A 24433-nucleotide genomic window follows, 5' to 3' on the forward strand; every position below is an offset into this window, starting at 1 on the left:
ACCCCCCGAGAGTATTTGACCCAAGATGATGGGGCCGGGGCGCCCGGCGGTCGGGCGTCGCGCGGGGCCGCCGTGGGGCAAATCAAGGAGTATACCGGCAATTCCGACGAGGCGAACGGTGCGCGCGGCGCGCACGGCCCGGCACCTTCGTGCGTCAGCGCCCGCGCCGCCGCCGGGTCTTCCAGCGCCGGCGCACCCGGATGATCGCGGCCGAGACCGGGCCGCGCAGCGGCGGCAGGTCGATCGCCAGCAGCAGCAGTCCCGCCGGCAGCATCCAGAGCCCGAGCACCGGCAGGAACGAAAACACCCCGCCCGCCACCAGCAGAAGCCCCGCCGGCGTCCGGATCAGCGACCCGCCCGAGCCCTGCGCGGCCCGGATCGCGGGCCGCAGGCGGGGCGGCGCCGCGCGCTCCAGCGCGCGGAACTGCCGTGCGAGACGGCGGCGCTGTTTCTCGCGCCGCGCGGGCCGGGCGCTTCGGGGATGTCGCATCGGTTTCGGCCCGGGCGGCTTCGGTCTCTGGGGCGGTTGCCCCGAAGGTGAGGCCGCGGCGCGGGCCGCGCAAGGCCGCCGCGCCCATGTTCCGGATGGACGGTGCGCCCTGCGAGAGGCCGCAGTGGCCCGGCGCCCCCGACCGGGCCGCGTCCCTTGGGCGACGCGCCGTCCGCGCACCGGGGCGCGGACAGGCGCCTCCGACGCCGCGCCCCGGCCCGCGCCGTCGCGCGTGTGTCCGCTCACGAAACGCCGCGGCGCGACATCGGACGCCGCCACCGTGGGGAGCACCGGCGCAGATCGGCGGCAGGTTTCGTCCCGGCGGGGCGCCGCGCCACCAATCATTGCGGGTGTCACCGAATTATCGCTTTACAGGGCCGCGCGGTGGTCGCACCATATCTCGTGAGGGGCAGGGCGTCAGACCCCGCCCCTTGAGGAGGCACCGAGTGCTTGGGGGTCTCCCCCGCACGCAGGCAGAGAGGTGGCGCCATGTCCGTTTCCGAGCAGTATATCGAGGACGATCTGCACCCGATCGACATCGTGGAGCATCTGGCCGAGCACAACGCGTGGGATTTCGACCGCGTCGCGGAGGACCAGATCGCGATGGCCGTCGAGGGGCAGTGGCGCACCTACTCCCTCACCCTCGCGTGGTCGCCCGCCGACGAGACGCTGCGGCTCATCTGCACCTTCGAGATGGAGCCGCCCGCCGACCGCGAGGGCGCGCTGGTCGCCGCGCTCAACGCCGTCAACGAGCGCTGCTGGGCCGGCGCCTTCTGCTGGTGGGGCGAGCAGCAGCTCATGGTCTGGCGCTACGGGCTCGTCCTCGCCGGCGGGCAGGTGGCCAGCGCCGAGCAGATCGATACCATGATCGCCGCCGCCGTGCTCTCGGCGGAGCGCTACTTCCCGGCCTTCCAGCTCGTCGTCTGGGGCGAGCGGAGCCCCGAGGAGGCGCTTCAGGTCGCCATTGCCGAGGCCTACGGCCGCGCGTAACACTGGCCCCGTCCGGATCAGGGAGGGGGCATGGCACTCGACGATATCGCGCGGCGCGGGCTGGTCCTGCTGGGCTGCGGGAAGATGGGCGGCGCCATGCTGGAGGGCTGGCTCGCCCGCGGGCTGCCGCCGGGCTCCGTATGGGTGCTCGACCCCGCGCCGCCCGAAGGGCTCGGCCCGCGCGGCGTGCATCTGAACGAGGACCCGCCCGCGCGCCCGGCCGTCGCCCTCGTCGCCGTCAAGCCGCAGATGATGGACACGGCGCTGCCGCGCCTCGCGGGGATCACGGGCCCTGACACGCTGGTGATCTCCGTCGCCGCGGGCACGCCGCTTTCGCGGTTCGAGACCGCCTTCGGCGCCGAGACCCCGGTGATCCGCGCGATGCCCAACACGCCGGCCGCCGTGGGGGCCGGGATCAGCGCGATCATCGGCAACGCCGCGGCGCGCGAGGCGCATCTCGCGCTCGCCGAGGAGCTTCTCTCGGCGGTGGGGCAGGTCGTCCGCCTCGCGCACGAGGGTCAGATGGACGCGGTGACCGGCGTCTCGGGCTCCGGGCCGGCCTACGTCTTTCACATGATCGAGGCGCTGGCGCAGGCGGGCGAGGCCGAGGGGCTCGCCCGCGATCTCGCCATGGCGCTGGCGCGCGCGACGGTGGCCGGCGCCGGCGCGCTCGCCGCGCAGTCGGAGGAGAGCGCGGAGACGCTGCGGCGCAACGTCACCAGCCCGGGCGGCACCACCGCCGCGGGGCTCGAGGTGCTGATGGACGAGGCGCAGGGGCTTCCGCCGCTCATGCGGCGCACGGTGGCCGCCGCCGCGGCGCGGGCGCGGGAGCTGCGCGATGGCTGAGATCGGGATCGAGGACTTCCACGCGGTCGACATCCGCGTGGGCACGGTGGTGCGTGCGGAGAGTTTTCCGGAGGCGCGCAAGCCCGCGATCAAGCTCTGGATCGATTTCGGCCCGGAGATCGGCGAGCGGCAGAGCTCGGCGCAGATCACCGCGCATTACGAGCCCGCGACGCTCAAGGGCCGGCAGGTCGCGGCGTTGGTGAACTTTCCGCCCCGCCGCATCGGTCCCTTCGTGTCCGAGGTCCTCGTCCTCGGGCTGCCGGACGAAAACGGGGAGATCGTGCTGGTGGGGCCCGACACCCGCGTGCCCGACGGGGGGCGGCTGCAGTGACCCGCGTGCTCGTCACCCGCCCGCTGCCCGAGCGCGTGCTGGAGGCCGCGCGCGCGCAGTTCGACCTCGAGGTGCGCGAGAGCACGGCCCCCATGGACGGGACCGAGATGCGCGCGGCGCTCGCGCTCTACGACGGGGTGCTGCCGACGCTGGGCGACCGCTTCTCCGAAGAGGTCTTCGCCGAGGTCGAGACGCCGCGCTGCCGGATCCTCGCCAACTTCGGCGTGGGCTACAACCATATCGACGTGGCGGCGGCGCGGGCGCGCGGCGTGACGGTCACGAACACCCCCGGCGCGGTCACCGACGCGACGGCCGACATCGGCATGATGCTGATCCTGACGAGCTGCCGCCGCGCCTCGGAAGGCGAGCGCCTGCTGCGCGCCGGCGCGTGGGAGGGCTGGCACCCGACGCAGCTCCTCGGGTTGCACGTCACGGGAAAGCGCCTCGGCGTCGTGGGCTTCGGCCGGATCGGTCAGGCCATCGCGCGGCGCGCGCATCTCGGCTTCGGCATGGAGATCGCCTACGCCAACCGCTCGGAGAAGCAGGCCGAGGTGCCCGCGACGCGCATGGCGCTCCTCGATCTCGCGGCCTGGGCCGACGTGCTGGTGGTCGCGCTGCCCGGCGGCGCCGAGACGCGCCACATGATCGGCGCGGAGGTCTTCGCCGCGATGCCGGCGCACGCGCGCTTCGTGAACATCGCGCGTGGCGACATCGTGGACGAGGCCGCGCTGATCGACGCCCTGCGCTCGGGCGAGATCGCGGGCGCGGGGCTCGACGTCTACGAGCGCGAGCCGGAGGTGCCGCGCGCGCTTACCGAGATGGAACAGGTCACGCTCCTGCCGCATCTCGGCACCGCCGCTCTCGAGGTGCGCGAGGCGATGGGGCACATGGCGGTCGAGAACCTCGCGGCCTTCTTCGCCGGCCGCGCCGTGCCCAACACGGTGTGAGCCCCGCGAATTTTCGTACGAAAATTCGCAACGACCCCAAGCGCGCGGCGCCGAAGAATTTTCGGACGAAAATTCTTCTCCGCCCGTCAGACCTCGGGCGCGTCGCGCGGGGGCACGTAGCCGTAGTCGCCGGGTTCGGCGTCGGGCTCCCATTCCGGATCGTCCTTCTTGATCCGCTGCGAGATCAGGTAGGCCGCCGGCCAAGCGAGCGTGAAGCCAACCACCGCCGCCACGGCGACGGCGACCCACGTGTAATACCCGAGGCTGAAGGCCGCGATGGCGATGCCGCCGGTGAGCACCGAGCCGGTGAAGATGCTGATGATCAGGCTGAGGCGGTCCATGATGGCGTTTCCTTCCGGTTTGGCGGGAAACGTGCGGGGCGGCGCCGCGGTTCCGCCTCAGCGGCGCGCCCGGTCGCCCATCTCCTCGCGCCAGTGGCGCCGGCAGAGCGAGACGTAGGTCTCGTCGCCGCCGATCTGCACCTGCGCGCCCTCGCGCAGCGCGGTGCCGTCCGGGCCGCGGCGCACCACCATCGTCGCCTTGCGCCCGCAGTGGCAGATCGTGCGCACCTCGCGCATCTCGTCGGCGAGTGCGAGCAGCGCCGCGGAGCCGGGGAAGAGATCGCCCCGGAAATCCACGCGCAGGCCGTAGCACATGACGGGCAGGCGCAGGTCATCCACCACGCGCGCGAGCTGCCAGACCTGTTCGGGCATCAGGAACTGCGCCTCGTCCACGAAAACGCAGGCGAGCTGCGCCTCCTCCAGCCGCCCGGCCACCCGCGCGGCGAGGTCGTCCTCCGGCGCGAAGACTTCGGCCGCCGCGCCGATCCCGATGCGCGAGCCGATGCGGCCCTTCCCTGCGCGCGTGTCCACCGCTGCGGTCAGGAGGAGCGTCTCCATCCCGCGCTCGCGGTAGTTATGCGCCGCCTGCAGCAGGAGCGCCGACTTGCCCGCGTTCATGGTGGAGTAATGAAAGTGCAGCTTCGCCATGCCCGCCTCCTCGCGCGCAGGGCGGCGGGACGCAAGGCTCAGGCCCGGGCGCGCGCCTTGCGCCGCAGGTGCATGCGGTAGATGAGCGGCGCGAGCACCTTGTCGTAGACGAGGCCGGCGAGCGGGCGCAGCCCCGGCAGCCCCACGATCCGCGCGAGCCAGCGATAGCGCGGCATCGCGCGCCAGAGGATCAGGAAGCCGTCGATGCCACCGTGGAAGGTGCCGTCCCGCGCGACGTAGAGGCGCCGGGCGGCCTCGTCCCCCGAGAGGCCCCAGGCGGCGCGCGCCGGGCCGTTCAGGTCATCGAAGCGGATCGGCAGGTCCCGCCGCTCGGCGTAGGCCTTGTAGTGCCCGATCTCGGCGGAGCAGATCGGGCACTCGGCGTTGTAGAGCACGTGGATTTCGGCAGCGTCGGTCATGCTTCATGACCTAGCCGCGCGCGCCGCCCGGTCCAGCGGCGCGGCGTCGCGGGCTCAGAGCCGCGAATGCGAGCCGTCGCAGAGCGGGGAGTCGCCCGTCGCCTTGCAGCCGCAGAAGAAGACCTTGCCGTCCGCCTCCGCGGTGTAGCGGATGGGGGCGAAGTCCGTGCCCTTGTGGCTGCCGTCGCAGAAGGGCTGCTTGGCCGAGCGCCCGCAAGCGCACCACATGTAGCTTTTCCCGGCGGTCACCTCGACGGGGTAGGGCGCTTTCTGCGCGATCTCGGGGGTGTCGGACATCCGGCTCTCCTTTCCGATGGCTGGTCCGCACGGGTAGGTAAGCGCCCCGCGCCGCGCGGAAAGGGTCAGATGCGCCGGCCCCAGAGATCGTAGTCGCCCGCCTCGTCCACCTCGACGGTCACGACGTCGCCCGGGGAGAGGCCCTCGTGGCCCGCGTCGATGAAGAGGCAGCCGTCGATCTCGGGCGCGTCGGCCTTCGTGCGGCAGGTGGCGGCCTCGGCGTCGACCTCGTCCACGATCACCTCGAGGCGGCGGCCCACCGTCTCGGCGAGCTTCGCCTCCGAGATCGCCTGCGCCTTTTCCATGAAGCGGTGCCAGCGCTCCTCCTTGACCTCCTCGGGCACGTGATCGGGCAGCGCGTTGGAGCGCGCGCCGGCGACGTTCTCGTACTTGAAGCAGCCCACCCGGTCGAGGCGCGCCTCCTCCAGCCAGTCGAGCAGCGTCTGGAACTCCGCCTCCGTCTCGCCGGGATAGCCCACGATGAAGGTGGAGCGCAGCGCGATCTCGGGGCAGATCGCGCGCCAGGCGGCGATCTCATCGAGCGTCCGCGCCGCCGCGGCGGGGCGCGCCATGCGCTTCAGCGTCTCGGGGTGGGCGTGCTGAAAGGGGATGTCGAGGTAGGGCAGCACCAACCCCTCCGCCATCAGCGGGATCAGCTGGCGGACGTGCGGGTAGGGATAGACGTAATGCAGCCGCACCCAGGCGCCGAGGCTCCCCAGATCGCGGGCGAGCCGGGTGATCGGCGCCTCCTCGCCCAGCCGCTCCTGATCGGTGAGATAGGCGGAGGTGTCCTGACTGATGACGAGAAGCTCCTTCACCCCCGCCTCGACCAGCTTCTCGGCCTCGCGCATCACCGCGCGGTGCGGGCGGGACGCGAGCTTCCCGCGCATGTCCGGGATCACGCAGAAGCGGCACTTGTGGTTACAGCCCTCGGAGATCTTCAGGTAGCTGTAGTGGCGCGGCGTGAGCGTGACGCCCGAGGCGGGCAGCAGGTCCACGAAGGGATCGGGCGCCGGCGGCACGGCGGCATGCACGGCGTCGAGCACCTGTTCGTACTGGTGCGGGCCGGTGACGGCGAGGACCTTGGGATGCGCCCCGGTGATGTACTCGGGCTCCGCGCCGAGGCAGCCGGTCACGATCACCCGCCCGTTGGCGTCGAGCGCCTCGCCGATCGCCTCGAGGCTCTCGGCCTTCGCGCTGTCGAGGAAGCCGCAGGTGTTGACGATCACCGCGTCGGCGCCCGCGTAATCGGGCGAGATGCCGTAGCCCTCCGCCCGGAGCCGCGTGAGGATGCGCTCGCTGTCCACCAGTGCCTTGGGGCAGCCGAGCGAGACCATCCCGATGGTGGGTTGTCCGGGGCGGCGCGTCTCCGCGAGGCGGGCCTGAGCGAGGTCGGGGCGCAGATCGGGCGGGTTCGCGGTCATGGGGTTGGATATAGGCCCCCCGCTCCCCGGGGCACAAGCCACACGGCCGGATGCCTCTCGCTTGCGGGCGGCCACCGGGCCAAGGCGCTTGCAAGCGCCTTGGCGGGCGCCCGGCTGCGCCGTCGCGTCCCGCCGCAGGCGCCGGTTCGGCACCGCCCGCGGTTCGCGGGTGCGCCGGGCAGCCGTCCGTCGTGTTACCGCTTCCGGTCGCGCCGGGAGCTCATCGGCTGGAAGGCGACGCCGACATGCGCCTCGCAGTAGGGCTTGCCGGGCTGCACGGGCAGGCCGCAGAACCAGAAATCCTCGGTCGCCGGGTCGCCGAGCGGCCATTTGCAGGTGCGCTCGGTCAGCTCCATCAGCGTGATCTTGCGCGCCTTCTTCTCGACCTCGCTGACCTTGGCGAGCGCCTCGGGGCTGATCTCGTTGGTGGACGGCTGGGGGGGCATCGGCTGGCCCGGCACGGGCTTGCGCGCCGGCGCCGCCTCGGCGCTCTCCGCGTCCGCCTCCTCGTCTTCGGCGGCCTCGTCCTCCATCGGGTCGACCGCGGCCGGCTCGGGCGCCGGGGCGGGCTCGGGCGCCGCCTCGGTTTCGGCGGGCTCTGCGGGCGCGGCGGGCTCCGCCGCGGCCGGTGCCGGGTCGGCGGCGACCGGGGCGGGCTCGGCCTCGGCCGGCGCCGCCTCTTCCGCGGCGCCGGCCGCCGCGCCCGTCCCGCGGTTCGAGAGCCCGAGGCGGTGCACCTTGCCAATCACGGCGTTGCGCGTGACGCCGCCGAGCTCCTTGGCGATCTGCGAGGCGGACTGCCCCTCGCTCCACATCCGTTTCAACAGCTCGACGCGTTCCTCGGTCCAGGACATGCAGATTCCCAAAAGCTTCGTGAAGGCCCGATCCAGACGGCGACGCGCGGAGGCCGCCGGCCGCCCGCCGCGTGGACATTTCTCAGCACTCCATTCTATGCACTCGCACGTGGGTTACAAGGCCGCGACTCGCGCGGGACGCGGCGAAAGGAGGCAGGCGATGGCGACCGAGACGCAGACCGGCGTGCAGACGGGGACGCAAGGCGCCGCGCGCCCGGCGGCAGGGCAGACCATGGGAGTGCGCCGCTTCGGCCGGGTGAACTGGCTCGGGCTCTGGACGCTGATCGAGCGGGAGGTGATGCGCTTCGTCGCGGTCTGGACGCAGACGCTGCTCGCGCCGCTGGTCACCGCGGGGCTCTTCGTGGCGATCTTCACCCTGGCGATCGGACCGCGGCGGGGCGACGTCATGGGCGTCGATTTCACCACCTTCATCGCGCCCGGCATCCTGATGATGATGGTGATCCAGAACGCCTTCGCCAATTCGTCCTCCTCCATCATGGTCTCCAAGGTGCAGGGCAACATCGTGGACACGCTGATGCCGCCGCTCTCCTCGGGCGAGCTGGTGATCGGCTATCTCGCCGGTGCGGTGGCGCGCGGGCTCTTCGTGGCGCTCGGCGTGGGCGCGGGCTTTCTCCTCGTGCTCGGCATCGGCATCGCCCATCCGCTCTGGGCGCTGACCTTCGTGCTCTTGGGCTCGGCCTTCCTCGGGGCGCTGGGCGTGATCGCGGGCATCTTCGCGCGCAAGTTCGACCAGATGGCGGCGATCACCAATTTCGTCATCACGCCGCTCAGCTTCCTGTCGGGGACCTTCTACTCGGTCGAGGCGCTGCCCGACGCGATGTGGACCGTGACCCACGTCAACCCGGTCTTCTACCTGATCGACGGGGTGCGCTACGGCATCCTCGGCGTCTCGGACAGCTCGCCGTGGCTCGGCCTCTGGATCTGCATGGCCTCGACGGCGGCGGTCAGCCTCGTCTGCTGGTGGCTCTTCCGCCGCGGCACGCGGCTCAAGGCCTGAGCGCTCAGCCCCGCGCCGGGATGGCCTGCTGCGCGATCCCGGCCAGCAGCAGGTAGACCGAGGACAGCCCCAGCGCCCAGCTCGCCGCCGGCCCGCCGTCGAAGCCGTGCCAGGCGGTCCAGAAGACGAGCGCCGACCAGAGCACCGCCACCGGCAGCGAGACCGCCCGCCAGCGCGCCGTGCGCACCGGATGCACGAAGCGCAGCGGCAGGAACATCGCCACGGCGAGCGCCGCCACCAGCGCGAGGATCAGCCAGAAGTTGGGCTCGATCACGAAGAGCACCGGCACCACCATGTTCCAGGCGCCCGGGAAGCCGTTGAACGACTTGTCCTCCGTCTTCATCCGCGTGTCGGCGAAATAGAGCGCCGAGGCGAAGGTGATCAGGATGATCGCCACCCAGCCCGTCCAGCCCGGTAGAAGCCCCGACTTGAAGAGCGCGAAGGCCGGGATGAAGACGTAGGTCAGGTAGTCGATGATCAGGTCGAGCAGATCGCCGTCGAACCGCCCGCCGTGACTGCGCACGTGGTAGCGCCGGGCGAGCGGCCCGTCCACGCCGTCCACAGCGAAGGCGACGATCAGCCAGAGCACCATCATCGGCCAGTCGCCGTCCGCCGCCGCGAGCATGGCGAGCATGGCGAAGACGGCGCCCGTGGCGGTGAAGAGATGGACGAGAACGGCCTTGGCGGTCATGGTCATGCCGCCCCTCATGGCGGAACTGCGGCAGCGGTTCAACAGCCCCGTCCGCCCGTCCGCCGCCGCGCGCCCCGTGTCTCCCTCTCCCCCCGCGCCGGGGCGGCATCGCCCGCCGGGAACGCCCGCGCCGCCGCCTCGCATGCGGAGATCGCCCCGCAGGCCCGGCGCGCCCCGGTCGCCCCGGGTCCCCGGAGCCGCCACGACCAGCCGGAGCACCGACACGCCAGGCGGAGACCGAAAGCCGCGCCGCCCGTCCCGCGCCACCCGATACCCCGCGGTCCTTCTTCTTGGCGCAAATATCCCGGGGGTGAATTGGCCGCAGGCCAAGAGGGGGCAGCGCCCCCTCCGCCGCCGCCTCAACCCGCGCCGCCGCCCGCTTTCGGATGCGCCGCCGCGTAGACGTCCATCAGCCGCGCGGTGTCCACTTCTGTGTAGCCCTGCGTCGTCGAGAGCGACGCGTGGCCGAGGAGCTCCTGGATCGCGCGCAGGTCGCCCCCGGCCGAGAGGAGATGCGTCGCGAAGCTGTGGCGCAGCGCGTGCGGCGTCGCCGTCGCCGGCAGGCCGAGCTGGGCGCGCGCGCGGGCGGTCGCCTTCTGCACGAGGCGCGGGTTGAGCGCCCCGCCCCGCGCGCCGCGAAAGAGCGGCGCCCTGGCCGCGCGCGGGTAGGGGCAGAGGGCGAGATAGGCGCCCACCGCTTCCGTCGCCGCCGGGATCAGGGGCACGAGCCGCGTCTTCCCGCCCTTGCCCGCGATGCGCAGGCTCTCGCCGAAGGGCCAGTCGGCGCCGGTGAGCCCGAGCGCCTCCGAGATGCGCAGCCCGCAGCCGTAAAGGAGCGTCACGACGGCTGTGTCGCGCGCCGCGATCCAGGGCTCGGGGTGCTGGTGGCCCAAGGTCCCGAGCATCTCGCGCGCGGCGTCCTCGGGGAGCGGGCGGGGCAGGCGGCGCGCGTGCTTCGGCGCGCGCGCGGCGAGGATCGCCGAGGCGTCGAAGCCGTCGGTCTCGGCGAGCCAGCGGTAGAAGCTCTTCACCGCCGAGAGCCGCCGGGCGAGCGTGCGCGGCCCGGCGCCCGCCGCGCGCCCCGCGGCGAGCCAGGCGCGGATGTCCGAGAGCCCCGCGCGCGAAAGCGCGGCGCGGCCCTGCGGCCCGCCGCGGTGCCCGGCGAGAAAGGCGAGGAAGCCGGCGACGTCCCGGCGATAGGCGTCCTCGGTGTTGGGCGCCGCGCCCGTCAGCGCGCGCCGCGCGGCGAGCCAGTCCTCGAGCGCCTCAGCCGCGCCCGGCGCGATCACGCCAGCCAGCGCCGCATCGAGCGCTCGAAGACGCCGCCGAAGAAGGCCAGGAGATCGGTGCCGTGCTCCGGGCTGAACTGCTGCGGGTCCCGCGACGCCATCAGCAGCATCCCCGGCAGGCGCCCCTCCCCGAGGTCGAGCCGGAGGCAGGCCTCCGAGCGCAGATCGCCCGCGCGCGGCCCGTAGAGCCAGCCCGCGCCGCTCTCGATCCGGCGCAGCGTCACCGGCCGCGGCTCGCCCCGGGCGTTGCCGCGCGCGCCCGCGTAATCGCGCCCGAAGCCCGGCGCCGCGACCTGCAGCACCGCGCCGAGACGGGCGAGCGCCGGGTCCTCCGCGCTCCGCGCCGATTCGAGCACCAGCCGGATCGCGTCCACCCTGAGGATCGCGGCGACCTCGCCCTCGAGATCGGCGAGGAAGGTCTCGAACTCCAGCGGGTCGAGCATCCGCAGCACGGCGCGGTGGATCTGGTTCGTGCCGGCGAGGTTCTCGTAGGCGGCCGCGATCACGCTGCGGTGGGTCTCTTCCAGCCGGTCGAGCCGCGCCTCGAGCCGCTCCATCGCGAGGCCGCGCATGTCCACGACGTTGGCGCCCATCGCCCGCTCGTTCGCGGCGACGAGGGCGCGCATGACCTCCGCGTCCTCTAGGATCGTCTCGGGGTCGCGGATCAGGCGCGCGCGCAGCGACGGGTCGATCTCGGCGGGGCTCGCGGTGCTGCTCATGCCGGCCTCTCGGTCGTTTTCCATGACCCTACCACGCGGTCAGAGAATTTTCTGCCCCGTTTTTTCCCAGTCGGCGAGGAAGGTGGCGAGGCCCTTGTCGGTCAGCGGATGCGCCGCCATCGCCCGGATCACCGCCGGCGGCGCGGTGGCCACGTCGGCGCCGATCTTCGCGCATTCGGTCATGTGGTTGACCGAGCGGATCGAGGCGGCGAGCACCTCGGTCTCGTAGCCGTGCATGTCGTAGATCTCGCGGATGTCGGAGATCAGCTGCAGCCCGTCGAGGTTGACGTCGTCGAGCCGGCCGATGAAGGGCGAGATGAAGCTCGCGCCCGCCTTCGCGGCGAGAAGCGCCTGCGCGGCCGAGAAGCAGAGCGTGACGTTGACCATGCGCCCCTCGCCCGAGAGCGTCTTGCAGGCCTTCAGCCCCTCCCAGGTCAGCGGCACCTTGATCGCGATGTTCCCGGCGATGGTGGCGAGCTCGCGGCCCTCGGCGATCATGCCCTCGGCGTCGGTGGCGACGGTCTCGGCGCTGACGGGGCCGTCGACGAGGGCGCAGATCTCGGCGGTGACCTCGCGGATGTCGCGGCCCGCCTTCATGATGAGCGAGGGGTTGGTGGTCACGCCGTCCACGACCCCGAGGGCGTGAAGATCGCGGATGGCCTCGATGTCGGCGGTGTCGACGAAGAATTTCATGGGCTGTCTCTTTCGCTGCGGCGCGGTTGCGGCTTGGCCTCTGTCGCGCTCGCCTTTACTCCGGTTGCGGCCATGAGCAAAGCCCCGATCCCCGACGCCTTCCCCGAGGGCGCGCGCATCGCCGTGCTGACGACGCAGCCGCTCGGGCGCCCGCTCGATTACCGCGCGCCGGCGGGCGGGCTGCGCGCGGGTGCCTTCGTCGAGGTGCCGCTCGGCCCGCGCAAGGTGCTCGGCGTGGTCTGGGGCCCCGGCACGGGGGAGGTGGCGGCGGGCAAGCTCCGGTCGGTGCTGCGCGTGCTCGACGCCGCGCCGATGCGCCCCGAGCTGCGCGCCTTCCTCGAGCGGGCGGCGGACTACACGCTGACGCCGCTGCCGGCGATGCTGCGGCTCGCGACCCGCGCGCCGGGCCTCGGCGATCCGCCGGCGATGCGGCGGCTCTTCGTGGCCGGAGAGCGCGCGCCGACGCGGATGACCGACGCGCGCGCCCGCGTGCTCGACGCGCTGGAGGCGGCCACCTCGGGCCTGACGCTCGCCGAGCTCACGGAGGCGGCGGGCGTCTCGGCCTCGGTGGTCAAGGGCCTCGTCGCGCAGGGCGCGGTGGCCGAGATCGAGACGCCGCGCGACGCGCCCTTTCCCCGCCTCGACCCGGAGGTGCGCGGCAAGCCGCTCAGCGCCGATCAGGCGGCGGCGGCCGAGGCGCTGCGCGCGGGCGTCGCCGCGGGCGGCTACGCGACAACGCTCCTCAAGGGCGTGACCGGCTCGGGCAAGACGGAGGTCTATCTGGAGGCGGTCGCGGAATGTCTCGCGCGCGGGCGGCAGGCGCTCGTCCTCCTGCCCGAGATCGCGCTGACGGCGGAGTTCCTCGACCGGGTCGAGGCGCGCTTCGGCGCGCGCCCGGCGGAGTGGCACTCGGGCCTGACCATGACCGAGCGCCGCCGCGTCTGGCGCATGACGGGCGAGGGCGGCGCGCAGATGGTGGTGGGCGCGCGCTCGGCGCTTTTCCTGCCCTTCGCCGACCTCGGCCTCGTCATCGTCGACGAGGAGCACGACAGCTCCTACAAGCAGGAGGAGGGCGTGCTTTACAACGCCCGCGACATGAGCGTGCTGCGCGCCGCGCACGCGGGCGCGCAGGTGGTGCTCGCCTCCGCCACGCCCTCGCTCGAGACATGGGCGAACGTCGAGGCGGGCAAGTATGACCGGCTCGAGCTCGCCGCGCGCTTCGGCGCGGTGCTGCCCGAGATGCGCGCCATCGACATGCGCGCCGAGGGGCTGCCCGCGGGGCGCTGGATCTCCGAGACGCTGGCGCGCGCGGTCGAGACGCGCATCGCGGCCGGCGAGCAGGCGCTTCTCTTCATCAACCGGCGGGGCTACGCGCCGGTCACCCTCTGCCGCGCCTGCGGGCATCAGATCGCCTGCCCCGATTGCGACGCGCGGCTGGTGGAGCATCGCTTCCTGAAGCGGCTCGTCTGCCACCAGTGCGGCGAGTCGATCCCGACGCCCGCGGCCTGTCCCGAGTGCGGCAAGGAGGAGAGCCTCGCCGCCATCGGCCCGGGCGTCGAGCGCCTCGCCGAGGAGGCGCAGGCGCGCTTTCCCGAGGCGCGGCTCGCGGTGCTCAGTTCGGATCTCTTCGCCTCCGCCCGCGCGCTTAAGGCCGAGATCGCCGCCATCGCCGAGGGCGGCGCCGACATCGTGATCGGCACGCAGCTGGTGGCGAAGGGCCACAACTTCCCGCTCCTGACGCTCGTCGGCGTGATCGACGCCGACCTCGCGCTGCACGGCTCGGACCTGCGCGCGGCCGAGCGCACCTTTCAGCTCATGCGGCAGGTGGCGGGGCGCGCCGGGCGCAAGGAAAAGCCGGGCGTGGCGATGCTTCAGACCCATCAGCCCGACCACCCGGTGATCCGCGCGATCCTCGCCGGCGACGAGGAGGGCTTCTGGCGCGCCGAGGCTGCGGCGCGGCAGGCGACCGGCATGCCGCCCTACGGCCGGCTCGCCGGGATCATCCTCTCCGGGCCGGAGCCCGAGCCCGTGTTTCAGCTGGGCCAGGCGCTCGCCCGGGCGGATGGGCCGCTGCGCCGCATCGGGGCGGAGGTCTGGGGCCCCGCGCCCGCGCCCATCGCGCGGATACGCGGCCGCCACCGGGTGCGGCTCCTCGTCAAGGCCGCGAAGGGCGCGCCGCTTCAGCCCGCCCTGTCCGAGTGGCTCGCTCAGGTCGAGGTGAAGGCGCCGCTCCGCCTCGCCGTGGACATCGACCCGCAGAGCTTCTTCTGAGGGGGGCGCCGCCGCGCCCGCACCCTCAGGCCGCCGCGGCGGCGGCGCGCTGGTCCACGAGCAGGTCGGTGAGCATCGCGCCGATCCACATGCAGAAGAGCGCGGTCCAGGCGGTCGCGGCGAAGATCGAGCCGCCGGTGACACCCGCGCCGATGGCGCAGCCGCCCGCGAGCATGCCGCCGAAGCCCATCATCGCCGCGCCGGTCATCGCCTTGCGCATGTTCACCTCGTTCTCGAAGCCCTGGAACTTCAGATCGCCCGCCCACCACGCGGCGAGGAAGGCGCCGAGGAAGACGCCGGGCACCAGCCCGATGTCGAAGCCGAGGACCGGATCGCGCTCGAGGGTGAACATCAGCGTTTCCGCCGAGGGGCCGGTGAAGGTGACGCTCTCGACCGTCACCGGGTCGAAGGCGACCTGCGCCAGCGAGAAGGTCAGCCAGTAGCCCACCGCGACCGAGAAGCCGACGCCCGAGGCGAAGATCAGCCGTGCGGGCCCGATGCGGTTGCGCCGCGCCAGTTCCAGCGCGAGCGCGGCGATCCCGACGCCGAGCGCCACGCCGCCCCACTGGGGCAGGCCCGCGGCGGTGAGCAGGTTCACGTTCTGCCCGCCCTCGGTGACCCAGAGGCCCGCGATCCGGTCGCGCAGCGGCGAGAGCCACCCCGCGAGGCTCATCTGTGCGACCACGGCGAAGATCAGCCCCGAGACGACCGAGCGCAGGTTGCCCGTCGCCGCCAGCACCAGAAGCCGCCCCGAGCAGCCGCGCGCCAGCACCATCCCCGCGCCGAAGAGGAGCCCGCCGACGATCGCGCCGGACCAGCTTCCGGGGACGGCGAGCATGCGCGCGTCCTCGGGCCTCATCAGCCCGGCGAGCGAGGCCGCCTGCACCCAGAAGAGCGCGGTGGAAAAGGTCAGGAGCCACACGGCCACCTTGTCGCCCATGGCGCCGCGCGCGAACTCCACCGTCGCCGCGCGCAGGCAGAAGCGCGAGCGCTGCGCCGCCACGCCGAAGATCAGGCCGGTGAGCAGCCCGAAGATGGCCGCCGCCGGTGCCTCGCCCACGCGGTCGAGGAAGGGAATGATGTCCATGGCGCGTCTCCCTCGCCGAAACCCGACGCAGGGTTAGCCCGGCCGCGCGCCGCGCGCCTTGATGCAGATCAGAGGCGGCGCCGTCCTGCCTTGACGCCGGCGCGCGGGCTTGCCACGAGCCGCGCGACCCCGACGGAGCGCGCCCCATGACCAGCTACACCGCCTTCACGACGCTGCACGGCAAGGAGGCCGCCGAGGCCCTCGGCGAGGCGCTCGAGGCGCTCGAGCCCGCGCCCACGGGCGTCGGCGTCTTCGAGATCGAGGACGGCGCGGGCCGCTGGGAGGTGGGCGCCTATTTCGACGCCGCGCCCGACGAGGTGGCGCTGGCGCTGCTCGCGGCGGCGCATGGCGCCGACCGTTTCCTCGTCTCCGCGCTGCCCGAGACCGACTGGGTCGCCAAGGTCCAGCGCGAGCTCGCGCCGGTGGAGGCGGGGCGCTTCTTCGTCCACGGCGCGCACGACGCCGGGAAGGTGCCCGAGGGCGCCGAGGCGCTCCTGATCGAGGCGAGCATGGCCTTCGGCACCGGCCACCACGGCACGACGCAGGGGTGCCTCCGCGCCCTCGAACGGGCGGCGCAGGGGGGCTGCGCGCCGGCGCGGGTGGCCGACATCGGCTGCGGCACCGCGGTGCTCGCCATGGCGGCGGCGCGGCTCTGGCCCGGGGCGGCGGTTCTGGCCTCCGACAACGACCCCGTCGCCGTCGAGGTGGCGGAGGCGAACCTCGCCGCGAACGGGCTGTCGGAGCGCGTGGCCTGCGTCACGGCAGAGGGCTTTCAGCACCCCGACATCGCCGCGGCGGCGCCCTTCGACCTGATCCTCGCCAATATCCTGAAGGGGCCGCTGATCGCGCTCGCCCCGGCGATGGCGGCGCATTGCGCGCCCGGGGGGCGGCTGATTCTCTCCGGCATCCTCGCCGATCAGGGCGAGGATGTGGCGGAGCATTATGCACGCCACGGCTTCGATCTCGTCGAGCGGGAGCAGATTGTCGACTGGCTCACGCTCGAGCTGCGCAAATCCGCCTGATTTCGGCCCCTCCGGCGTACAAGTCGCGGCGTTCGCCTTGATGTCGCCACATTTTTGGCCACAGTATGCCGCAACCGGTGGGGGCCGGTGACCCGGAGACGTGCGCGCATGGCTCATGCGGATTTCGAGAAGCGCCGGCGGCGCATCCTGCGTCGGCATCGCCGCCTGTCGCGCGGCGCGGAGCCCTATATCGACAGCACGGGGCTCGTGACCTACCGACCCCGACGTGCCAGCCTGTTCGCGCCGCTGCGCGGGCTCCTGCTGATCGCGGTCGGCTTCATCGGCTTCAAGGGGCTCGTCCTCGCCCACCTCGGCGCCCCGCTCTACGAGGAGCGGCTCGACCTGCTGCGCGGCGGCACGGTGGTCGAGCAGGCCGGTGCCTGGGCGATGCAGGCCGATCCGGCGAGCGTCTGGGTCGCGGCGCGCATCGCGCCCTACATCGACTGAGCGCGGCTCCGGGCGCCGGCCGCCCCGAGCGCGCGTCCCGACATGCGAAGGCCCGGCCGAAATGGGCCGGGCCTTGCCTATCGTCCGTGCGCTGGTGCGGGGGTCAGCCGATCCGGTCGATGTCGCCGCGGGACAGGCCGATGTCTTCGAGCTCGCGGTCGCTGAGCTTCGACAGGGTCTTGCGCGTCACGCGTGCGTCATTCCACGCCGCGAGGGCGCCGACGAAGCCGGCGATCCCGAGCGACGTGCGGCCGGTCACGGCCGACGTGCCGTAGTGCGTACGGGCGGTATCGAATGCAGCCATTTCCAGCCTCCTTCTGCCTGCGCGGACCGGTGGGTCGACGCGGCGGAGACCCCGCCGCGAGACCTGCCGTTCCTGTGTCCGACCCGCCGCAGTTAGGCCCGGGCGAGGCCCCGCACAATCGCGAAAAACGCATGGGTCGCATGCAGCGCCGACATGCCTCTTGACAGGTAACAACGCGCTGACATGAAACGATAAATTGAGGCCGAAAATGTCGCTCCGGGACCGTTTCGCGTCGCTTTCCGGCACCCCTGTCGCCTGCCTGCGACACGGGTGTCGCGAACAGGCCATCCGCGGTTTCGAGTTGGCGCGCGTTCGCCTTTCGTGCTAGTGCGTCCGAAAGGCAACAGAGCGGGGCGGACATGCGGGTTCTCGGGATCGATCCGGGCTTGCGCACCCTCGGGTGGGGCGTGATCGAGGCCGAGGGCGGGCGACTCGCCCATCTCGCCAACGGGCACTGCCGCTCGGGCGAGGGCGGGCTGCCCGAGCGGCTGCTGTCGCTGCACGCCCAGCTCACCGACGTCGTCGCCCGCTGGGCGCCCGACTGCGCGGCGGTCGAGCAGACCTTCGTCAACAAGGACGCGGCCGGCACGCTGAAGCTCGGGCAGGCGCGGGGGATCGCGCTCCTCGTGCCGGCGCAGGCGGGGCTCGCGGTGGACGAATACGCCCCCAACCAGGTCAAGAAGACGGTGGTCGGCGTCGGCCACGCCGCCAAGGAGCAGATCCAGCACATGGTCCGCATGCAGCTCCCGGGCGTCGAGATCGCGGGGCCCGACGCCGCCGACGCGCTGGCCGTCGCGATCTGCCACGCGCATCACGCCAACGGGCGGCGGCTCCATGCGCTCGCGGGGGCGGCGCGATGATCGGGCGGCTCGCCGGGCGGATCGAGTACCGCGCCGAGGATCACGTGCTGATCGACGTGCGCGGCGTGGGTTACGTCGTCCATTGCTCCGAGCGCACGCTGGGCGCGCTGCCCGCGCCGGGGGAGGCGGTGGCGCTCTGGACCGATCTCCTCGTGCGGGAGGACCTGCTGCAGCTCTACGGCTTCCTCACCCTCGGCGAGCGGGAGTGGCACCGCCTGCTGATGCGGGTGCAGGGCGTGGGCGCGAAGGCCTCGCTCGCCATCCTCGGCGCGCTGGGCGCCGACGGGGTGAGCCGGGCGGTGGCGCTCGGCGACTGGTCGGCGATCCGCGCGGCGAAGGGGATCGGCCCCAAGACCGCGCAGCGCGTCGTCAACGAGCTCAAGGACAAGGCGCCGGGGGTCATGGCGCTCGACCACGCCGCGTCGCCCCCGGCGTCGCCGGAAGAGGGCGCGGGCGACGCGGTGCCCGCGGCTGCACCCGCCCCGGCCGCGCCGCGCCCGGCGCCGCCGCAGGAGACGCCCGCCCGGGCCGAGGCCTTGTCGGCGCTCGGCAATCTGGGCTACGCCCCGGGCGAGGCCGCCGCCGCGGTGGCCGAGGCGCTGGACGCCGCGCCCGAGGCCGACACCGCGGCGCTGATCCGCGGAGCGCTCAGCCGCCTCGCGCCGAAGGGATAGGAGAGATGCGCGCTCATCGGTCCCGCATGGTCCCTCTTCGCGATGACAGCCCGTACGGGCTGGAAGAGCGATGACCGCCGGCCCCGATCCCACGCTCCGCCCCGAGCGGCAGGCGGGCGACGCGGACCGCGCGCTGCGCCCGCTCGCGCTCGGCGATTTCGTGGGGCAGGCGGAGGCGCGCGCGAACCTGCGCGTCTTTCTCGAGTCCGCCCGCGCCCGCGGCGAGGCGATGGATCACACGCTCTTCTTCGGGCCGCCCGGCCTCGGCAAGACGACGCTGGCGCAGATCGTCGCGCGCGAGCTCGGGGTCAATTTCCGCATGACCTCGGGCCCAGTGCTCGCCAAGGCGGGCGATCTCGCCGCGATCCTCACCAACCTCGAGGCGCGCGACGTCCTCTTCATCGACGAGATTCACCGCCTGAACCCGGTGGTCGAGGAGGTGCTCTACCCGGCGATGGAGGATTTCGAGCTCGACCTCGTGATCGGCGAGGGACCGGCGGCGCGCACCGTGCGGATCGAGCTGCAGCCCTTCACGTTGGTGGGGGCGACGACACGGCTCGGCCTCCTGACGACGCCGCTGCGCGACCGTTTCGGCATCCCGACGCGGCTGCAGTTCTACGAGGTGGCCGAGCTCGCGCAGATCGTGGCGCGCAACGCGGAGAAGCTCGGCGTCGCGGCCGAGCCCGCCGGCGCCGAGGAGATCGCGCGCCGCGCCCGCGGCACGCCGCGCATCGCCGGGCGGCTCCTGCGCCGGGTCGTCGATTTCGCCGTGGTCGAGGGCGACGGGCGCGTGACGAAGGCGCTCGCCGACGGGGCGCTGACCCGGCTCGGGGTGGACGACCTCGGCCTCGACGGGGCCGACCGGCGGTATCTGCGGCTCATCGCGGAGAGCTACACCGGCGGGCCGGTGGGCATCGAGACGATCGCCGCTGCGCTGTCCGAGAGCCGCGACGCGCTGGAGGAGGTGGTCGAGCCCTACCTCCTGCAGCAGGGCCTTCTGCAGCGGACGCCGCGGGGCCGGATGCTCGCGCCGCGCGGCTGGACGCACCTCGGCCTCGCCCCGCCGCCGCCTCCGGGGCAGCCGGGGCTGTTCGAGGGGTGACGCTCCGGCGCGGCGGGGCGCGGGCCTCGCCGTGGCCGGGCCGGCCGGGCTGTAGCGCCCGGCGCGGCCGTGGCGAGGGGGCTGTCCGCCCCCTCTGCCGCTGACGCGGCATTCACCCCCGAGAGTATTTCCGCCAAGATGATGGGCGGTCGCGTGGAGAGGCTTTGGCGGGCGCCGGTCAGGTGGGGCGGGGCAGGGGCGCCCTGCGGCGCCGGCGCGGGGCGGTTTTTCGGACGGCGGCCCGCCGCCGGGAGACCACAGTCGATGAGGCCGTGCGGCGCGGGACGTGGGGTGTCGTGAGGAGTGGTGGGCGACCCAGGAATCGAACCTGGCATGGGTCTCCCCGGCGGATTTACAGTCCGCTGCCGCACCTTGCAGCTCGTCGCCCGACCGTCGGGCCGCGGCCCGTGTCGTGGCGCGGTGGTTATCCGGGGGCGGGCATCGCGTCAACGGGAAAATCGCTTGCAGGGGCGTGGATGCGTGCCCATTGTCCGGGCGGTCCGGACAAGGAGCGCGCATGGCCAGGAAACCCGCCTGGGTAATCGAGAAGGAGCGCGGCCGGCGCGCCGCCGCCGCGGAGACCGTGTGGCTCTTCGGGCTGCACGCGGTGCGCGACGCGCTGATGAACCCGCGACGCGACCGGCGGCGGCTGATCGTCACGCCGAACGCGCGCGACAAGCTCGCCGACGCCATCGCCGCCGCGGGGATTGTGCCCGAGGTGAGCGACCCGCGCCGCTTCGCCGCGCCGCTCGATCCGGGCTCGGTGCACCAGGGCGCGGCGCTCGAGGTGCGCCCGCTCGACTGGGGGCCGCTCGCCGAGGCGGCGCTCGCGGGGCCGGCGCCGCTGCGCGTCGTGGCGCTCGACCGGGTGACGGACCCGCACAACGTGGGCGCGATCCTGCGCTCGGCCGAGGTCTTCGGGGCCGCCGCCGTGATCGCGCCGCGCCATCACGCCGCGCCGGAGACCGGCGCGCTCGCCAAGGCGGCCTCGGGCGCGCTGGAGCGTCAGCCCTACCTGCGGGTGCGCAACCTCGCCGATGCGCTCGAGGAGCTGAAGGGACTCGGCTTCGCGGTGGTGGGGCTCGACGGCGCGGCGGAGGCGGAGCTCGCCGAGGCGCTCGCGCCGCATGCGGCGGGGCCGCTCGTGCTCGCGCTGGGCGCCGAGGGGCCGGGGCTGCGCCCGCGCACGCGCGAGACCTGCGATGCGCTGGCGCGGATCGCGCCCGCCGGCGGCTTCGGCTCGCTCAACGTCTCCAACGCCGCGGCGGTGGCGCTCCACGCCGCGCGGACGGCGTGAGGGAGGGGCGATGCCGCGGGCCACGAAGATCGCCACCTGCAGCTACTGCGGCACCCGCGCGGCGCTCGAGTTCGACGGGCGCCGGCACGAGCTCGTCTGCACGGCCTGCGGCGCGCCGCTGCACGAGCTGAAGGCGCTGCGCGCCGACGCGGTGGAGCCCGAGGCGCATCGCCCGCCCGCGCCCGGCGCCAAGGGGCGGCGCCGCGACGGGCGGCGCGTCGCGCCCGCGCCGCCCGCGGAGGTGCGCGGCCCCGCCCCCGCGCGGGTGCCGCCGAAGGCGCTCGGGAAGAAGAAGAAGAAACGCAAGCGCAAGTCGGTCTTCCGCAAGGCGCTGTCGGAGGTGGTGGACGCGATCGAGGACATCTTCGACTGAGCGTCGGCCGCGCGGGAGGGGGCTCTCCGCCCCCTCTTGGCCTGCGGCCAATTCACCCCCGAGGATATTTGCGCCAAGAAGAAGGGCCGGGCCGGGCCGGACCGGGTGCGGCGCCGCGGCGCTCTGGCCAAAGCGCATTGCGTGGTCTAGATGCCCGCTGAGCAAGGGAAGGCGCACGCATGACCTACGAACGTCCCGGCCCGGTCGAGGAGAGCTGGCACGACGCGATCTCTCCGATCGAGGAGATCATCGAGGACGCGCGCAACGGGCGGATGTTCGTGCTCGTCGATCACGAGGACCGCGAGAACGAGGGCGATCTCGTGGTGCCGGCGCAGATGGCGACGCCGGAGGCGATCAACTTCATGGCGGTGCACGGGCGCGGGCTGATCTGCCTCGCGCTGACGGCGGAGCGGGTGGACACGCTCGGCCTCGACCTGATGGCGCAGCAGAACTCCTCGCGCCACGAGACGGCCTTCACCGTCTCGATCGAGGCGCGCGAGGGGGTGACGACGGGCATCTCGGCCGCCGACCGGGCGCGCACCGTCGCCACGGCGATCGACGCGGCCAAGGGGCCGCAGGACATCGCGACGCCGGGGCATGTCTTTCCGCTGCGCGCGCGCGACGGCGGCGTCCTCGTGCGCGCGGGGCACACGGAGGCGGCGGTGGACGTCTCGCGCCTCGCCGGGCTCAATCCCTCGGGCGTGATCTGCGAGATCATGAACGAGGACGGCACGATGGCGCGGCTTCCGGAGCTCGTCGCCTTCGCGCAGCGCCACGGGCTGAAGATCGGCACGATAAGCGACCTGATCGCCTATCGGCGGCGGCACGACAACCTCGTGCGGGTGGTGCGCGAGGACACGATCACCTCGGAGTTCGGCGGCGACTGGCGCCGGCGCATCTACACCGACACGGCGCACGGCGACGAGCACATCGTGCTGACGAAGGGCGACATCCCCGGCGACGGGCCGGTGCTGGTGCGGATGCATGCGCTCGATCCGATGCTCGACGTGGTGGGCTCCGGGCCGCCGGGGCGCGCGGGCGAGTTCGGGCAGGCGATGGAACATGTCGCGCGTGAGGGGCGGGGCGTCGTCGTGCTCCTGCGCGACACGGAGATGAAGATGACCCAGCCGGACGAGGCTTCGCCGCGGACGCTGCGCCAGTACGGGCTCGGGGCGCAGATCCTCTCGTCCCTCGGGCTGTCGGATCTCATCCTGCTCAGCAACTCGCCGCAGCCCCGGGTCGTCGGGCTCGAGGCCTACGGGCTCGAGATCGTGGGGACGCGACGCATCGACGGAGGCGCCTGATGGCGGGACAGGAAACGCATTACACGCTGCCGCGGCCGTCCTTCGAGGCGGCGCCGAAGCTTCTCCTCGTGGTCGCGCCCTATTACCGCGACATCGCCGACAACCTGATCGCGGGCGCGGTGGCCGAGATCGAGGCCGCGGGCGCCACGCAGGAGACGATCGAGGTGCCCGGCGCGCTGGAGATTCCGCCGGCCGTCGGCATGGCGGAGCGGCTGTCGGATTTCGACGGCTACGTCGCGCTCGGCTGCGTGATCCGGGGCGAGACGACGCATTACGAGACGGTCTGCAACGACAGCTCGCGCGGGCTGATGCTGCTCGGGCTGCAGGGGCTCTGCATCGGCAACGGCATCCTCACGGTGGAGACCCGCGCGCAGGCCGAGGTGCGCGCCGATCCGGCCGCGCAGAACAAGGGCGGCGGCGCGGCGGCGGCGGCCTTGCATCTGATCGCGCTCGCGCGTAAGTGGGGCGGCCGGCAGAAACCCGTCGGCTTCGTGCCCGCGGGCGGGGAGGCCAGCCTCGCCGCCGAGGACGATCTCTCCACCACGCGATGAGCCTTCAGACATGACGTCCGACACCGTCCCCCGCGCGCCCGGCGCGCGGCAGATGCGATCCGCTTCCCGCCTCTACGCCGTGCAGGCGCTCTTTCAGATGGAGGCCTCCGGGCAGGCCTCCGACCGGGTGATCCGCGAGTTTCTCGATCACCGATTCGGCGCGCGCTATGACGGCGACGAGATGGCCGAGGGCGATCCGGACCATTTTCGCACCGTCGTCGAGCAGGCGGTGAACTGGCAGGCGCGCGTCGACCAGATGACCGACCGGGCGCTCGTGGCCAAGTGGCCGATCGCGCGGATCGACCCGACGCTGCGCGCGCTCTTCCGCGCGGCGGGCGCGGAGCTCGTCGCGCTCGAGACGCCGCCGCGGGTGGCGATCACGGAATACGTCGAGATCGCGCGCGCCTTCTTTCCCGAGGGCAAGGAAGCGGGCCTCGTCAACGCGGTGCTCGATCACATGGCGCGCGAGGCGCGGCCCGAGGCGTTCTAGATCGATCCCGGGGGTTTTTCTCCGCGTCCGGCCGGCTACATTGAGGGTCAGGCCAAGAAGGGAACCCCGATGCCCAAACTCATTCGCCTTTACATCCGCCAGGTGATCCTCGGCTTCGTGATCTCGGCCGGGTTCGTCGCGATGATCCTGTGGTTCAACGTGGCGAACCTCTGGCATCTCGTGACGCATGACCCGGCCGGTCCGCTCGCCGTGGGGCTGCTCTGGCTCTTCAACGGCATCGTCTTCTCGGGGGTGCAGTTCGGCATCTCGATCATGCGCCTCGCCGAGGACGAGGACGACACCGGCGGCACCGGCGCGCCGGAGGCGGTGGAATACGCCACCATTCCCGCCCGCGCCGACGAGGGGCCGCGCCGCCGCCTTTGACAGGTCCTGGACGAATCGGAAAAGGGCCGCGCCGGGGGCTCCGGCGCGGCCCTTTTGCGTGACGGGACCGCCGCGACCGTCGGGTTATCTCATTCCCGAGGACCTGTGTGTACAGGTGGGCGCCGGTATACCCGGACCAGGGCCCGGGCAGAGCCAGCTCCCTCGGAGTTGCGTAAGGCCAGCGGAATGCAACCGATGACGCGAAGGGCAGTGCCCGCCACGCACGGCAGGTAGCGTCCGCGCCCGGCCTCGGCAAGGGGGCGCCTCTTG

Annotated in this window: 30 protein-coding genes, 1 tRNA gene and 1 other RNA gene; 17 read left to right on the forward strand and 15 right to left on the reverse strand. The window is 73.1% G+C overall.

Going from position 1 to position 24433, the window contains the following annotated elements; genetic code table 11:
* Window positions 1-154: 154 nt before the first annotated feature.
* The gene (locus DRV84_RS15835) at window positions 155-490 is read right to left on the reverse strand and encodes a hypothetical protein (protein WP_205026712.1); all 336 of its coding nucleotides are present in this window, start codon (window positions 488-490) and stop codon (window positions 155-157) included.
* A gap of 489 nt (window positions 491-979) precedes the next feature.
* Here DRV84_RS15835 and DRV84_RS00095 point away from each other — a divergent pair, with 489 nt between their 5' ends.
* Genes DRV84_RS00095 through DRV84_RS00110 form a run of 4 tightly spaced genes read left to right on the forward strand, consistent with a single transcriptional unit; the run spans window position 980 to window position 3604 of the window.
* Window positions 980-1480 (forward strand): type III secretion system chaperone family protein, encoded by a 501-nt coding sequence (locus DRV84_RS00095; protein WP_115977717.1) that lies wholly within the window; start codon window positions 980-982, stop codon window positions 1478-1480.
* Between the two features lie 30 nt (window positions 1481-1510).
* The gene (proC, locus tag DRV84_RS00100; RefSeq protein WP_115977718.1) at window positions 1511-2326 is read left to right on the forward strand and encodes a pyrroline-5-carboxylate reductase; all 816 of its coding nucleotides are present in this window, start codon (window positions 1511-1513) and stop codon (window positions 2324-2326) included.
* Window positions 2319-2657 (forward strand): tRNA-binding protein, encoded by a 339-nt coding sequence (locus tag DRV84_RS00105; protein WP_115977719.1) that lies wholly within the window; start codon window positions 2319-2321, stop codon window positions 2655-2657. The genes proC and DRV84_RS00105 overlap by 8 nt, the downstream gene beginning before the upstream one ends.
* Window positions 2654-3604, forward strand: a complete 951-nt coding sequence (locus DRV84_RS00110; RefSeq protein WP_115977720.1) for a 2-hydroxyacid dehydrogenase — start codon at window positions 2654-2656, stop codon at window positions 3602-3604. The genes DRV84_RS00105 and DRV84_RS00110 overlap by 4 nt, the downstream gene beginning before the upstream one ends.
* An 86-nt stretch (window positions 3605-3690) precedes the next feature.
* On the opposite strand, the gene DRV84_RS00115 is transcribed toward DRV84_RS00110, so the two are convergent.
* The 6 genes from DRV84_RS00115 to DRV84_RS00140 all read right to left on the reverse strand — a co-directional run bounded on the left by DRV84_RS00115 (window position 3691) and on the right by DRV84_RS00140 (window position 7587).
* Window positions 3691-3945, reverse strand: a complete 255-nt coding sequence (locus tag DRV84_RS00115; RefSeq protein ID WP_115977721.1) for a hypothetical protein — start codon at window positions 3943-3945, stop codon at window positions 3691-3693.
* A 57-nt stretch (window positions 3946-4002) separates the two neighbouring features.
* On the reverse strand, window positions 4003-4593 hold the full coding sequence (locus tag DRV84_RS00120; protein ID WP_115977722.1) for a thymidine kinase: 591 nt from the start codon (window positions 4591-4593) through the stop codon (window positions 4003-4005).
* 38 nt (window positions 4594-4631) lie between these two features.
* Complete coding sequence (locus DRV84_RS00125; protein ID WP_115977723.1) at window positions 4632-5012, reverse strand: thiol-disulfide oxidoreductase DCC family protein; 381 nt, start codon at window positions 5010-5012, stop codon at window positions 4632-4634.
* A gap of 54 nt (window positions 5013-5066) precedes the next feature.
* The gene (locus DRV84_RS00130) at window positions 5067-5309 is read right to left on the reverse strand and encodes a CDGSH iron-sulfur domain-containing protein (RefSeq protein ID WP_115977724.1); all 243 of its coding nucleotides are present in this window, start codon (window positions 5307-5309) and stop codon (window positions 5067-5069) included.
* Between the two features lie 65 nt (window positions 5310-5374).
* Window positions 5375-6733: a 30S ribosomal protein S12 methylthiotransferase RimO gene (gene rimO / locus DRV84_RS00135; RefSeq protein ID WP_115977725.1), complete on the reverse strand. Its 1359-nt coding sequence runs from the start codon at window positions 6731-6733 to the stop codon at window positions 5375-5377.
* Between the two features lie 194 nt (window positions 6734-6927).
* Window positions 6928-7587, reverse strand: coding sequence for a GcrA family cell cycle regulator (locus tag DRV84_RS00140; protein ID WP_115977726.1), 660 nt, complete (start codon window positions 7585-7587; stop codon window positions 6928-6930).
* Window positions 7588-7819: 232 nt separating this feature from the next.
* On the opposite strand from DRV84_RS00140, the gene DRV84_RS00145 reads away from it, so the two are divergent.
* Window positions 7820-8605, forward strand: a complete 786-nt coding sequence (locus tag DRV84_RS00145; protein WP_115978030.1) for an ABC transporter permease — start codon at window positions 7820-7822, stop codon at window positions 8603-8605.
* Between the two features lie 4 nt (window positions 8606-8609).
* On the opposite strand, the gene DRV84_RS00150 is transcribed toward DRV84_RS00145, so the two are convergent.
* The 4 genes from DRV84_RS00150 to fsa form a co-directional block, all read right to left on the reverse strand.
* Window positions 8610-9302 (reverse strand): CDP-alcohol phosphatidyltransferase family protein, encoded by a 693-nt coding sequence (locus tag DRV84_RS00150; protein ID WP_115977727.1) that lies wholly within the window; start codon window positions 9300-9302, stop codon window positions 8610-8612.
* Between the two features lie 353 nt (window positions 9303-9655).
* Window positions 9656-10585, reverse strand: a complete 930-nt coding sequence (locus tag DRV84_RS00155; protein WP_192881375.1) for a tyrosine recombinase XerC — start codon at window positions 10583-10585, stop codon at window positions 9656-9658.
* Window positions 10582-11304 (reverse strand): DUF484 family protein, encoded by a 723-nt coding sequence (locus tag DRV84_RS00160; RefSeq protein WP_115977729.1) that lies wholly within the window; start codon window positions 11302-11304, stop codon window positions 10582-10584. Before DRV84_RS00160 ends, DRV84_RS00155 begins: the two co-directional genes overlap by 4 nt.
* Window positions 11305-11343: 39 nt before the next feature.
* Window positions 11344-11997, reverse strand: coding sequence for a fructose-6-phosphate aldolase (fsa, locus tag DRV84_RS00165; protein ID WP_115977730.1), 654 nt, complete (start codon window positions 11995-11997; stop codon window positions 11344-11346).
* Between the two features lie 72 nt (window positions 11998-12069).
* Between fsa and DRV84_RS00170 the strand changes: the two genes are divergently transcribed.
* Entirely contained in the window at window positions 12070-14268 is a 2199-nt protein-coding gene (locus DRV84_RS00170; RefSeq protein ID WP_115977731.1) for a primosomal protein N', read from the forward strand.
* Between the two features lie 25 nt (window positions 14269-14293).
* Here the strand turns inward: DRV84_RS00170 and DRV84_RS00175 are convergent, their stop codons facing one another.
* A complete protein-coding gene (locus tag DRV84_RS00175) occupies window positions 14294-15355 on the reverse strand; it encodes a YeeE/YedE family protein (protein ID WP_115977732.1) in 1062 nt (353 codons plus the stop codon).
* Window positions 15356-15501: 146 nt separating this feature from the next.
* On the opposite strand from DRV84_RS00175, the gene DRV84_RS00180 reads away from it, so the two are divergent.
* Both DRV84_RS00180 and DRV84_RS00185 read left to right on the forward strand, forming a co-directional pair.
* Entirely contained in the window at window positions 15502-16377 is an 876-nt protein-coding gene (locus tag DRV84_RS00180) for a 50S ribosomal protein L11 methyltransferase (protein WP_115977733.1), read from the forward strand.
* A 108-nt stretch (window positions 16378-16485) separates the two neighbouring features.
* Complete coding sequence (locus DRV84_RS00185) at window positions 16486-16824, forward strand: hypothetical protein (protein ID WP_115977734.1); 339 nt, start codon at window positions 16486-16488, stop codon at window positions 16822-16824.
* Between the two features lie 103 nt (window positions 16825-16927).
* On the opposite strand, the gene DRV84_RS00190 is transcribed toward DRV84_RS00185, so the two are convergent.
* Window positions 16928-17128: a DUF1127 domain-containing protein gene (locus DRV84_RS00190; RefSeq protein WP_115977735.1), complete on the reverse strand. Its 201-nt coding sequence runs from the start codon at window positions 17126-17128 to the stop codon at window positions 16928-16930.
* 359 nt (window positions 17129-17487) lie between these two features.
* Here DRV84_RS00190 and ruvC point away from each other — a divergent pair, with 359 nt between their 5' ends.
* The 3 genes from ruvC (at window position 17488) to ruvB (ending at window position 19764) form a co-directional block, all read left to right on the forward strand.
* Entirely contained in the window at window positions 17488-17988 is a 501-nt protein-coding gene (gene ruvC / locus DRV84_RS00195) for a crossover junction endodeoxyribonuclease RuvC (RefSeq protein ID WP_115977736.1), read from the forward strand.
* A complete protein-coding gene (gene ruvA, locus DRV84_RS00200; protein ID WP_115977737.1) occupies window positions 17985-18662 on the forward strand; it encodes a Holliday junction branch migration protein RuvA in 678 nt (225 codons plus the stop codon). Before ruvC ends, ruvA begins: the two co-directional genes overlap by 4 nt.
* 70 nt (window positions 18663-18732) lie before the next feature.
* The gene (gene ruvB / locus DRV84_RS00205; RefSeq protein ID WP_115977738.1) at window positions 18733-19764 is read left to right on the forward strand and encodes a Holliday junction branch migration DNA helicase RuvB; all 1032 of its coding nucleotides are present in this window, start codon (window positions 18733-18735) and stop codon (window positions 19762-19764) included.
* A gap of 304 nt (window positions 19765-20068) precedes the next feature.
* Here the strand turns inward: ruvB and DRV84_RS00210 are convergent.
* A tRNA-Tyr gene (locus DRV84_RS00210) sits at window positions 20069-20152 on the reverse strand.
* A gap of 129 nt (window positions 20153-20281) precedes the next feature.
* On the opposite strand from DRV84_RS00210, the gene DRV84_RS00215 reads away from it, so the two are divergent.
* The 6 genes from DRV84_RS00215 to DRV84_RS00240 all read left to right on the forward strand — a co-directional run bounded on the left by DRV84_RS00215 (window position 20282) and on the right by DRV84_RS00240 (window position 24163).
* Window positions 20282-21061 carry a TrmH family RNA methyltransferase gene (locus DRV84_RS00215; protein WP_115977739.1) on the forward strand — a complete coding sequence of 260 codons (780 nt, stop codon included), beginning with the start codon at window positions 20282-20284 and terminating at the stop codon, window positions 21059-21061.
* Between the two features lie 10 nt (window positions 21062-21071).
* Entirely contained in the window at window positions 21072-21434 is a 363-nt protein-coding gene (locus DRV84_RS00220; protein WP_115977740.1) for a hypothetical protein, read from the forward strand.
* Window positions 21435-21613: 179 nt separating this feature from the next.
* Entirely contained in the window at window positions 21614-22738 is a 1125-nt protein-coding gene (gene ribB, locus DRV84_RS00225; protein ID WP_115977741.1) for a 3,4-dihydroxy-2-butanone-4-phosphate synthase, read from the forward strand.
* Window positions 22738-23289, forward strand: coding sequence for a 6,7-dimethyl-8-ribityllumazine synthase (locus DRV84_RS00230; RefSeq protein ID WP_115977742.1), 552 nt, complete (start codon window positions 22738-22740; stop codon window positions 23287-23289). Before ribB ends, DRV84_RS00230 begins: the two co-directional genes overlap by 1 nt.
* A gap of 10 nt (window positions 23290-23299) precedes the next feature.
* The gene (nusB, locus tag DRV84_RS00235) at window positions 23300-23779 is read left to right on the forward strand and encodes a transcription antitermination factor NusB (RefSeq protein ID WP_115977743.1); all 480 of its coding nucleotides are present in this window, start codon (window positions 23300-23302) and stop codon (window positions 23777-23779) included.
* 69 nt (window positions 23780-23848) lie between these two features.
* Window positions 23849-24163, forward strand: a complete 315-nt coding sequence (locus tag DRV84_RS00240; protein ID WP_115977744.1) for a hypothetical protein — start codon at window positions 23849-23851, stop codon at window positions 24161-24163.
* A 60-nt stretch (window positions 24164-24223) separates the two neighbouring features.
* Here DRV84_RS00240 and ssrS read toward each other — a convergent pair.
* Window positions 24224-24380, reverse strand: a non-coding RNA gene (gene ssrS, locus DRV84_RS16305) — 6S RNA.
* Window positions 24381-24433: the final 53 nt, after the last annotated feature.

Origin of the sequence: Rhodosalinus sediminis (genome assembly GCF_003385555.1) — a bacterium.
Lineage (GTDB): Bacteria > Pseudomonadota > Alphaproteobacteria > Rhodobacterales > Rhodobacteraceae > Rhodosalinus > Rhodosalinus sediminis.

What these genes read in the sequence shown, in the direction of transcription:
- DRV84_RS00150 (WP_115977727.1), bottom strand. Translation starts at nt 9,302, where the DNA reads ATGACCATGACCGCCAAGGCCGTTCTCGTCCATCTCTTCACCGCCACG.
- ribB (WP_115977741.1), top strand. Translation starts at nt 21,614, where the DNA reads ATGACCTACGAACGTCCCGGCCCGGTCGAGGAGAGCTGGCACGACGCG.
- DRV84_RS00095 (WP_115977717.1), top strand. Translation starts at nt 980, where the DNA reads ATGTCCGTTTCCGAGCAGTATATCGAGGACGATCTGCACCCGATCGAC.
- DRV84_RS00115 (WP_115977721.1), bottom strand. Translation starts at nt 3,945, where the DNA reads ATGGACCGCCTCAGCCTGATCATCAGCATCTTCACCGGCTCGGTGCTC.
- DRV84_RS00105 (WP_115977719.1), top strand. Translation starts at nt 2,319, where the DNA reads ATGGCTGAGATCGGGATCGAGGACTTCCACGCGGTCGACATCCGCGTG.
- DRV84_RS00140 (WP_115977726.1), bottom strand. Translation starts at nt 7,587, where the DNA reads ATGTCCTGGACCGAGGAACGCGTCGAGCTGTTGAAACGGATGTGGAGC.
- DRV84_RS00230 (WP_115977742.1), top strand. Translation starts at nt 22,738, where the DNA reads ATGGCGGGACAGGAAACGCATTACACGCTGCCGCGGCCGTCCTTCGAG.
- DRV84_RS00215 (WP_115977739.1), top strand. Translation starts at nt 20,282, where the DNA reads ATGGCCAGGAAACCCGCCTGGGTAATCGAGAAGGAGCGCGGCCGGCGC.
- ruvA (WP_115977737.1), top strand. Translation starts at nt 17,985, where the DNA reads ATGATCGGGCGGCTCGCCGGGCGGATCGAGTACCGCGCCGAGGATCAC.
- DRV84_RS00125 (WP_115977723.1), bottom strand. Translation starts at nt 5,012, where the DNA reads ATGACCGACGCTGCCGAAATCCACGTGCTCTACAACGCCGAGTGCCCG.
- DRV84_RS00160 (WP_115977729.1), bottom strand. Translation starts at nt 11,304, where the DNA reads ATGAGCAGCACCGCGAGCCCCGCCGAGATCGACCCGTCGCTGCGCGCG.
- DRV84_RS00130 (WP_115977724.1), bottom strand. Translation starts at nt 5,309, where the DNA reads ATGTCCGACACCCCCGAGATCGCGCAGAAAGCGCCCTACCCCGTCGAG.
- DRV84_RS00185 (WP_115977734.1), top strand. Translation starts at nt 16,486, where the DNA reads ATGGCTCATGCGGATTTCGAGAAGCGCCGGCGGCGCATCCTGCGTCGG.
- DRV84_RS00220 (WP_115977740.1), top strand. Translation starts at nt 21,072, where the DNA reads ATGCCGCGGGCCACGAAGATCGCCACCTGCAGCTACTGCGGCACCCGC.
- fsa (WP_115977730.1), bottom strand. Translation starts at nt 11,997, where the DNA reads ATGAAATTCTTCGTCGACACCGCCGACATCGAGGCCATCCGCGATCTT.
- DRV84_RS00145 (WP_115978030.1), top strand. Translation starts at nt 7,820, where the DNA reads ATGGGAGTGCGCCGCTTCGGCCGGGTGAACTGGCTCGGGCTCTGGACG.
- DRV84_RS00240 (WP_115977744.1), top strand. Translation starts at nt 23,849, where the DNA reads ATGCCCAAACTCATTCGCCTTTACATCCGCCAGGTGATCCTCGGCTTC.
- DRV84_RS00175 (WP_115977732.1), bottom strand. Translation starts at nt 15,355, where the DNA reads ATGGACATCATTCCCTTCCTCGACCGCGTGGGCGAGGCACCGGCGGCG.
- DRV84_RS00180 (WP_115977733.1), top strand. Translation starts at nt 15,502, where the DNA reads ATGACCAGCTACACCGCCTTCACGACGCTGCACGGCAAGGAGGCCGCC.
- DRV84_RS00190 (WP_115977735.1), bottom strand. Translation starts at nt 17,128, where the DNA reads ATGGCTGCATTCGATACCGCCCGTACGCACTACGGCACGTCGGCCGTG.
- nusB (WP_115977743.1), top strand. Translation starts at nt 23,300, where the DNA reads ATGACGTCCGACACCGTCCCCCGCGCGCCCGGCGCGCGGCAGATGCGA.
- proC (WP_115977718.1), top strand. Translation starts at nt 1,511, where the DNA reads ATGGCACTCGACGATATCGCGCGGCGCGGGCTGGTCCTGCTGGGCTGC.
- rimO (WP_115977725.1), bottom strand. Translation starts at nt 6,733, where the DNA reads ATGACCGCGAACCCGCCCGATCTGCGCCCCGACCTCGCTCAGGCCCGC.
- DRV84_RS00170 (WP_115977731.1), top strand. Translation starts at nt 12,070, where the DNA reads ATGAGCAAAGCCCCGATCCCCGACGCCTTCCCCGAGGGCGCGCGCATC.
- ruvC (WP_115977736.1), top strand. Translation starts at nt 17,488, where the DNA reads ATGCGGGTTCTCGGGATCGATCCGGGCTTGCGCACCCTCGGGTGGGGC.
- DRV84_RS15835 (WP_205026712.1), bottom strand. Translation starts at nt 490, where the DNA reads ATGCGACATCCCCGAAGCGCCCGGCCCGCGCGGCGCGAGAAACAGCGC.
- DRV84_RS00120 (WP_115977722.1), bottom strand. Translation starts at nt 4,593, where the DNA reads ATGGCGAAGCTGCACTTTCATTACTCCACCATGAACGCGGGCAAGTCG.
- ruvB (WP_115977738.1), top strand. Translation starts at nt 18,733, where the DNA reads ATGACCGCCGGCCCCGATCCCACGCTCCGCCCCGAGCGGCAGGCGGGC.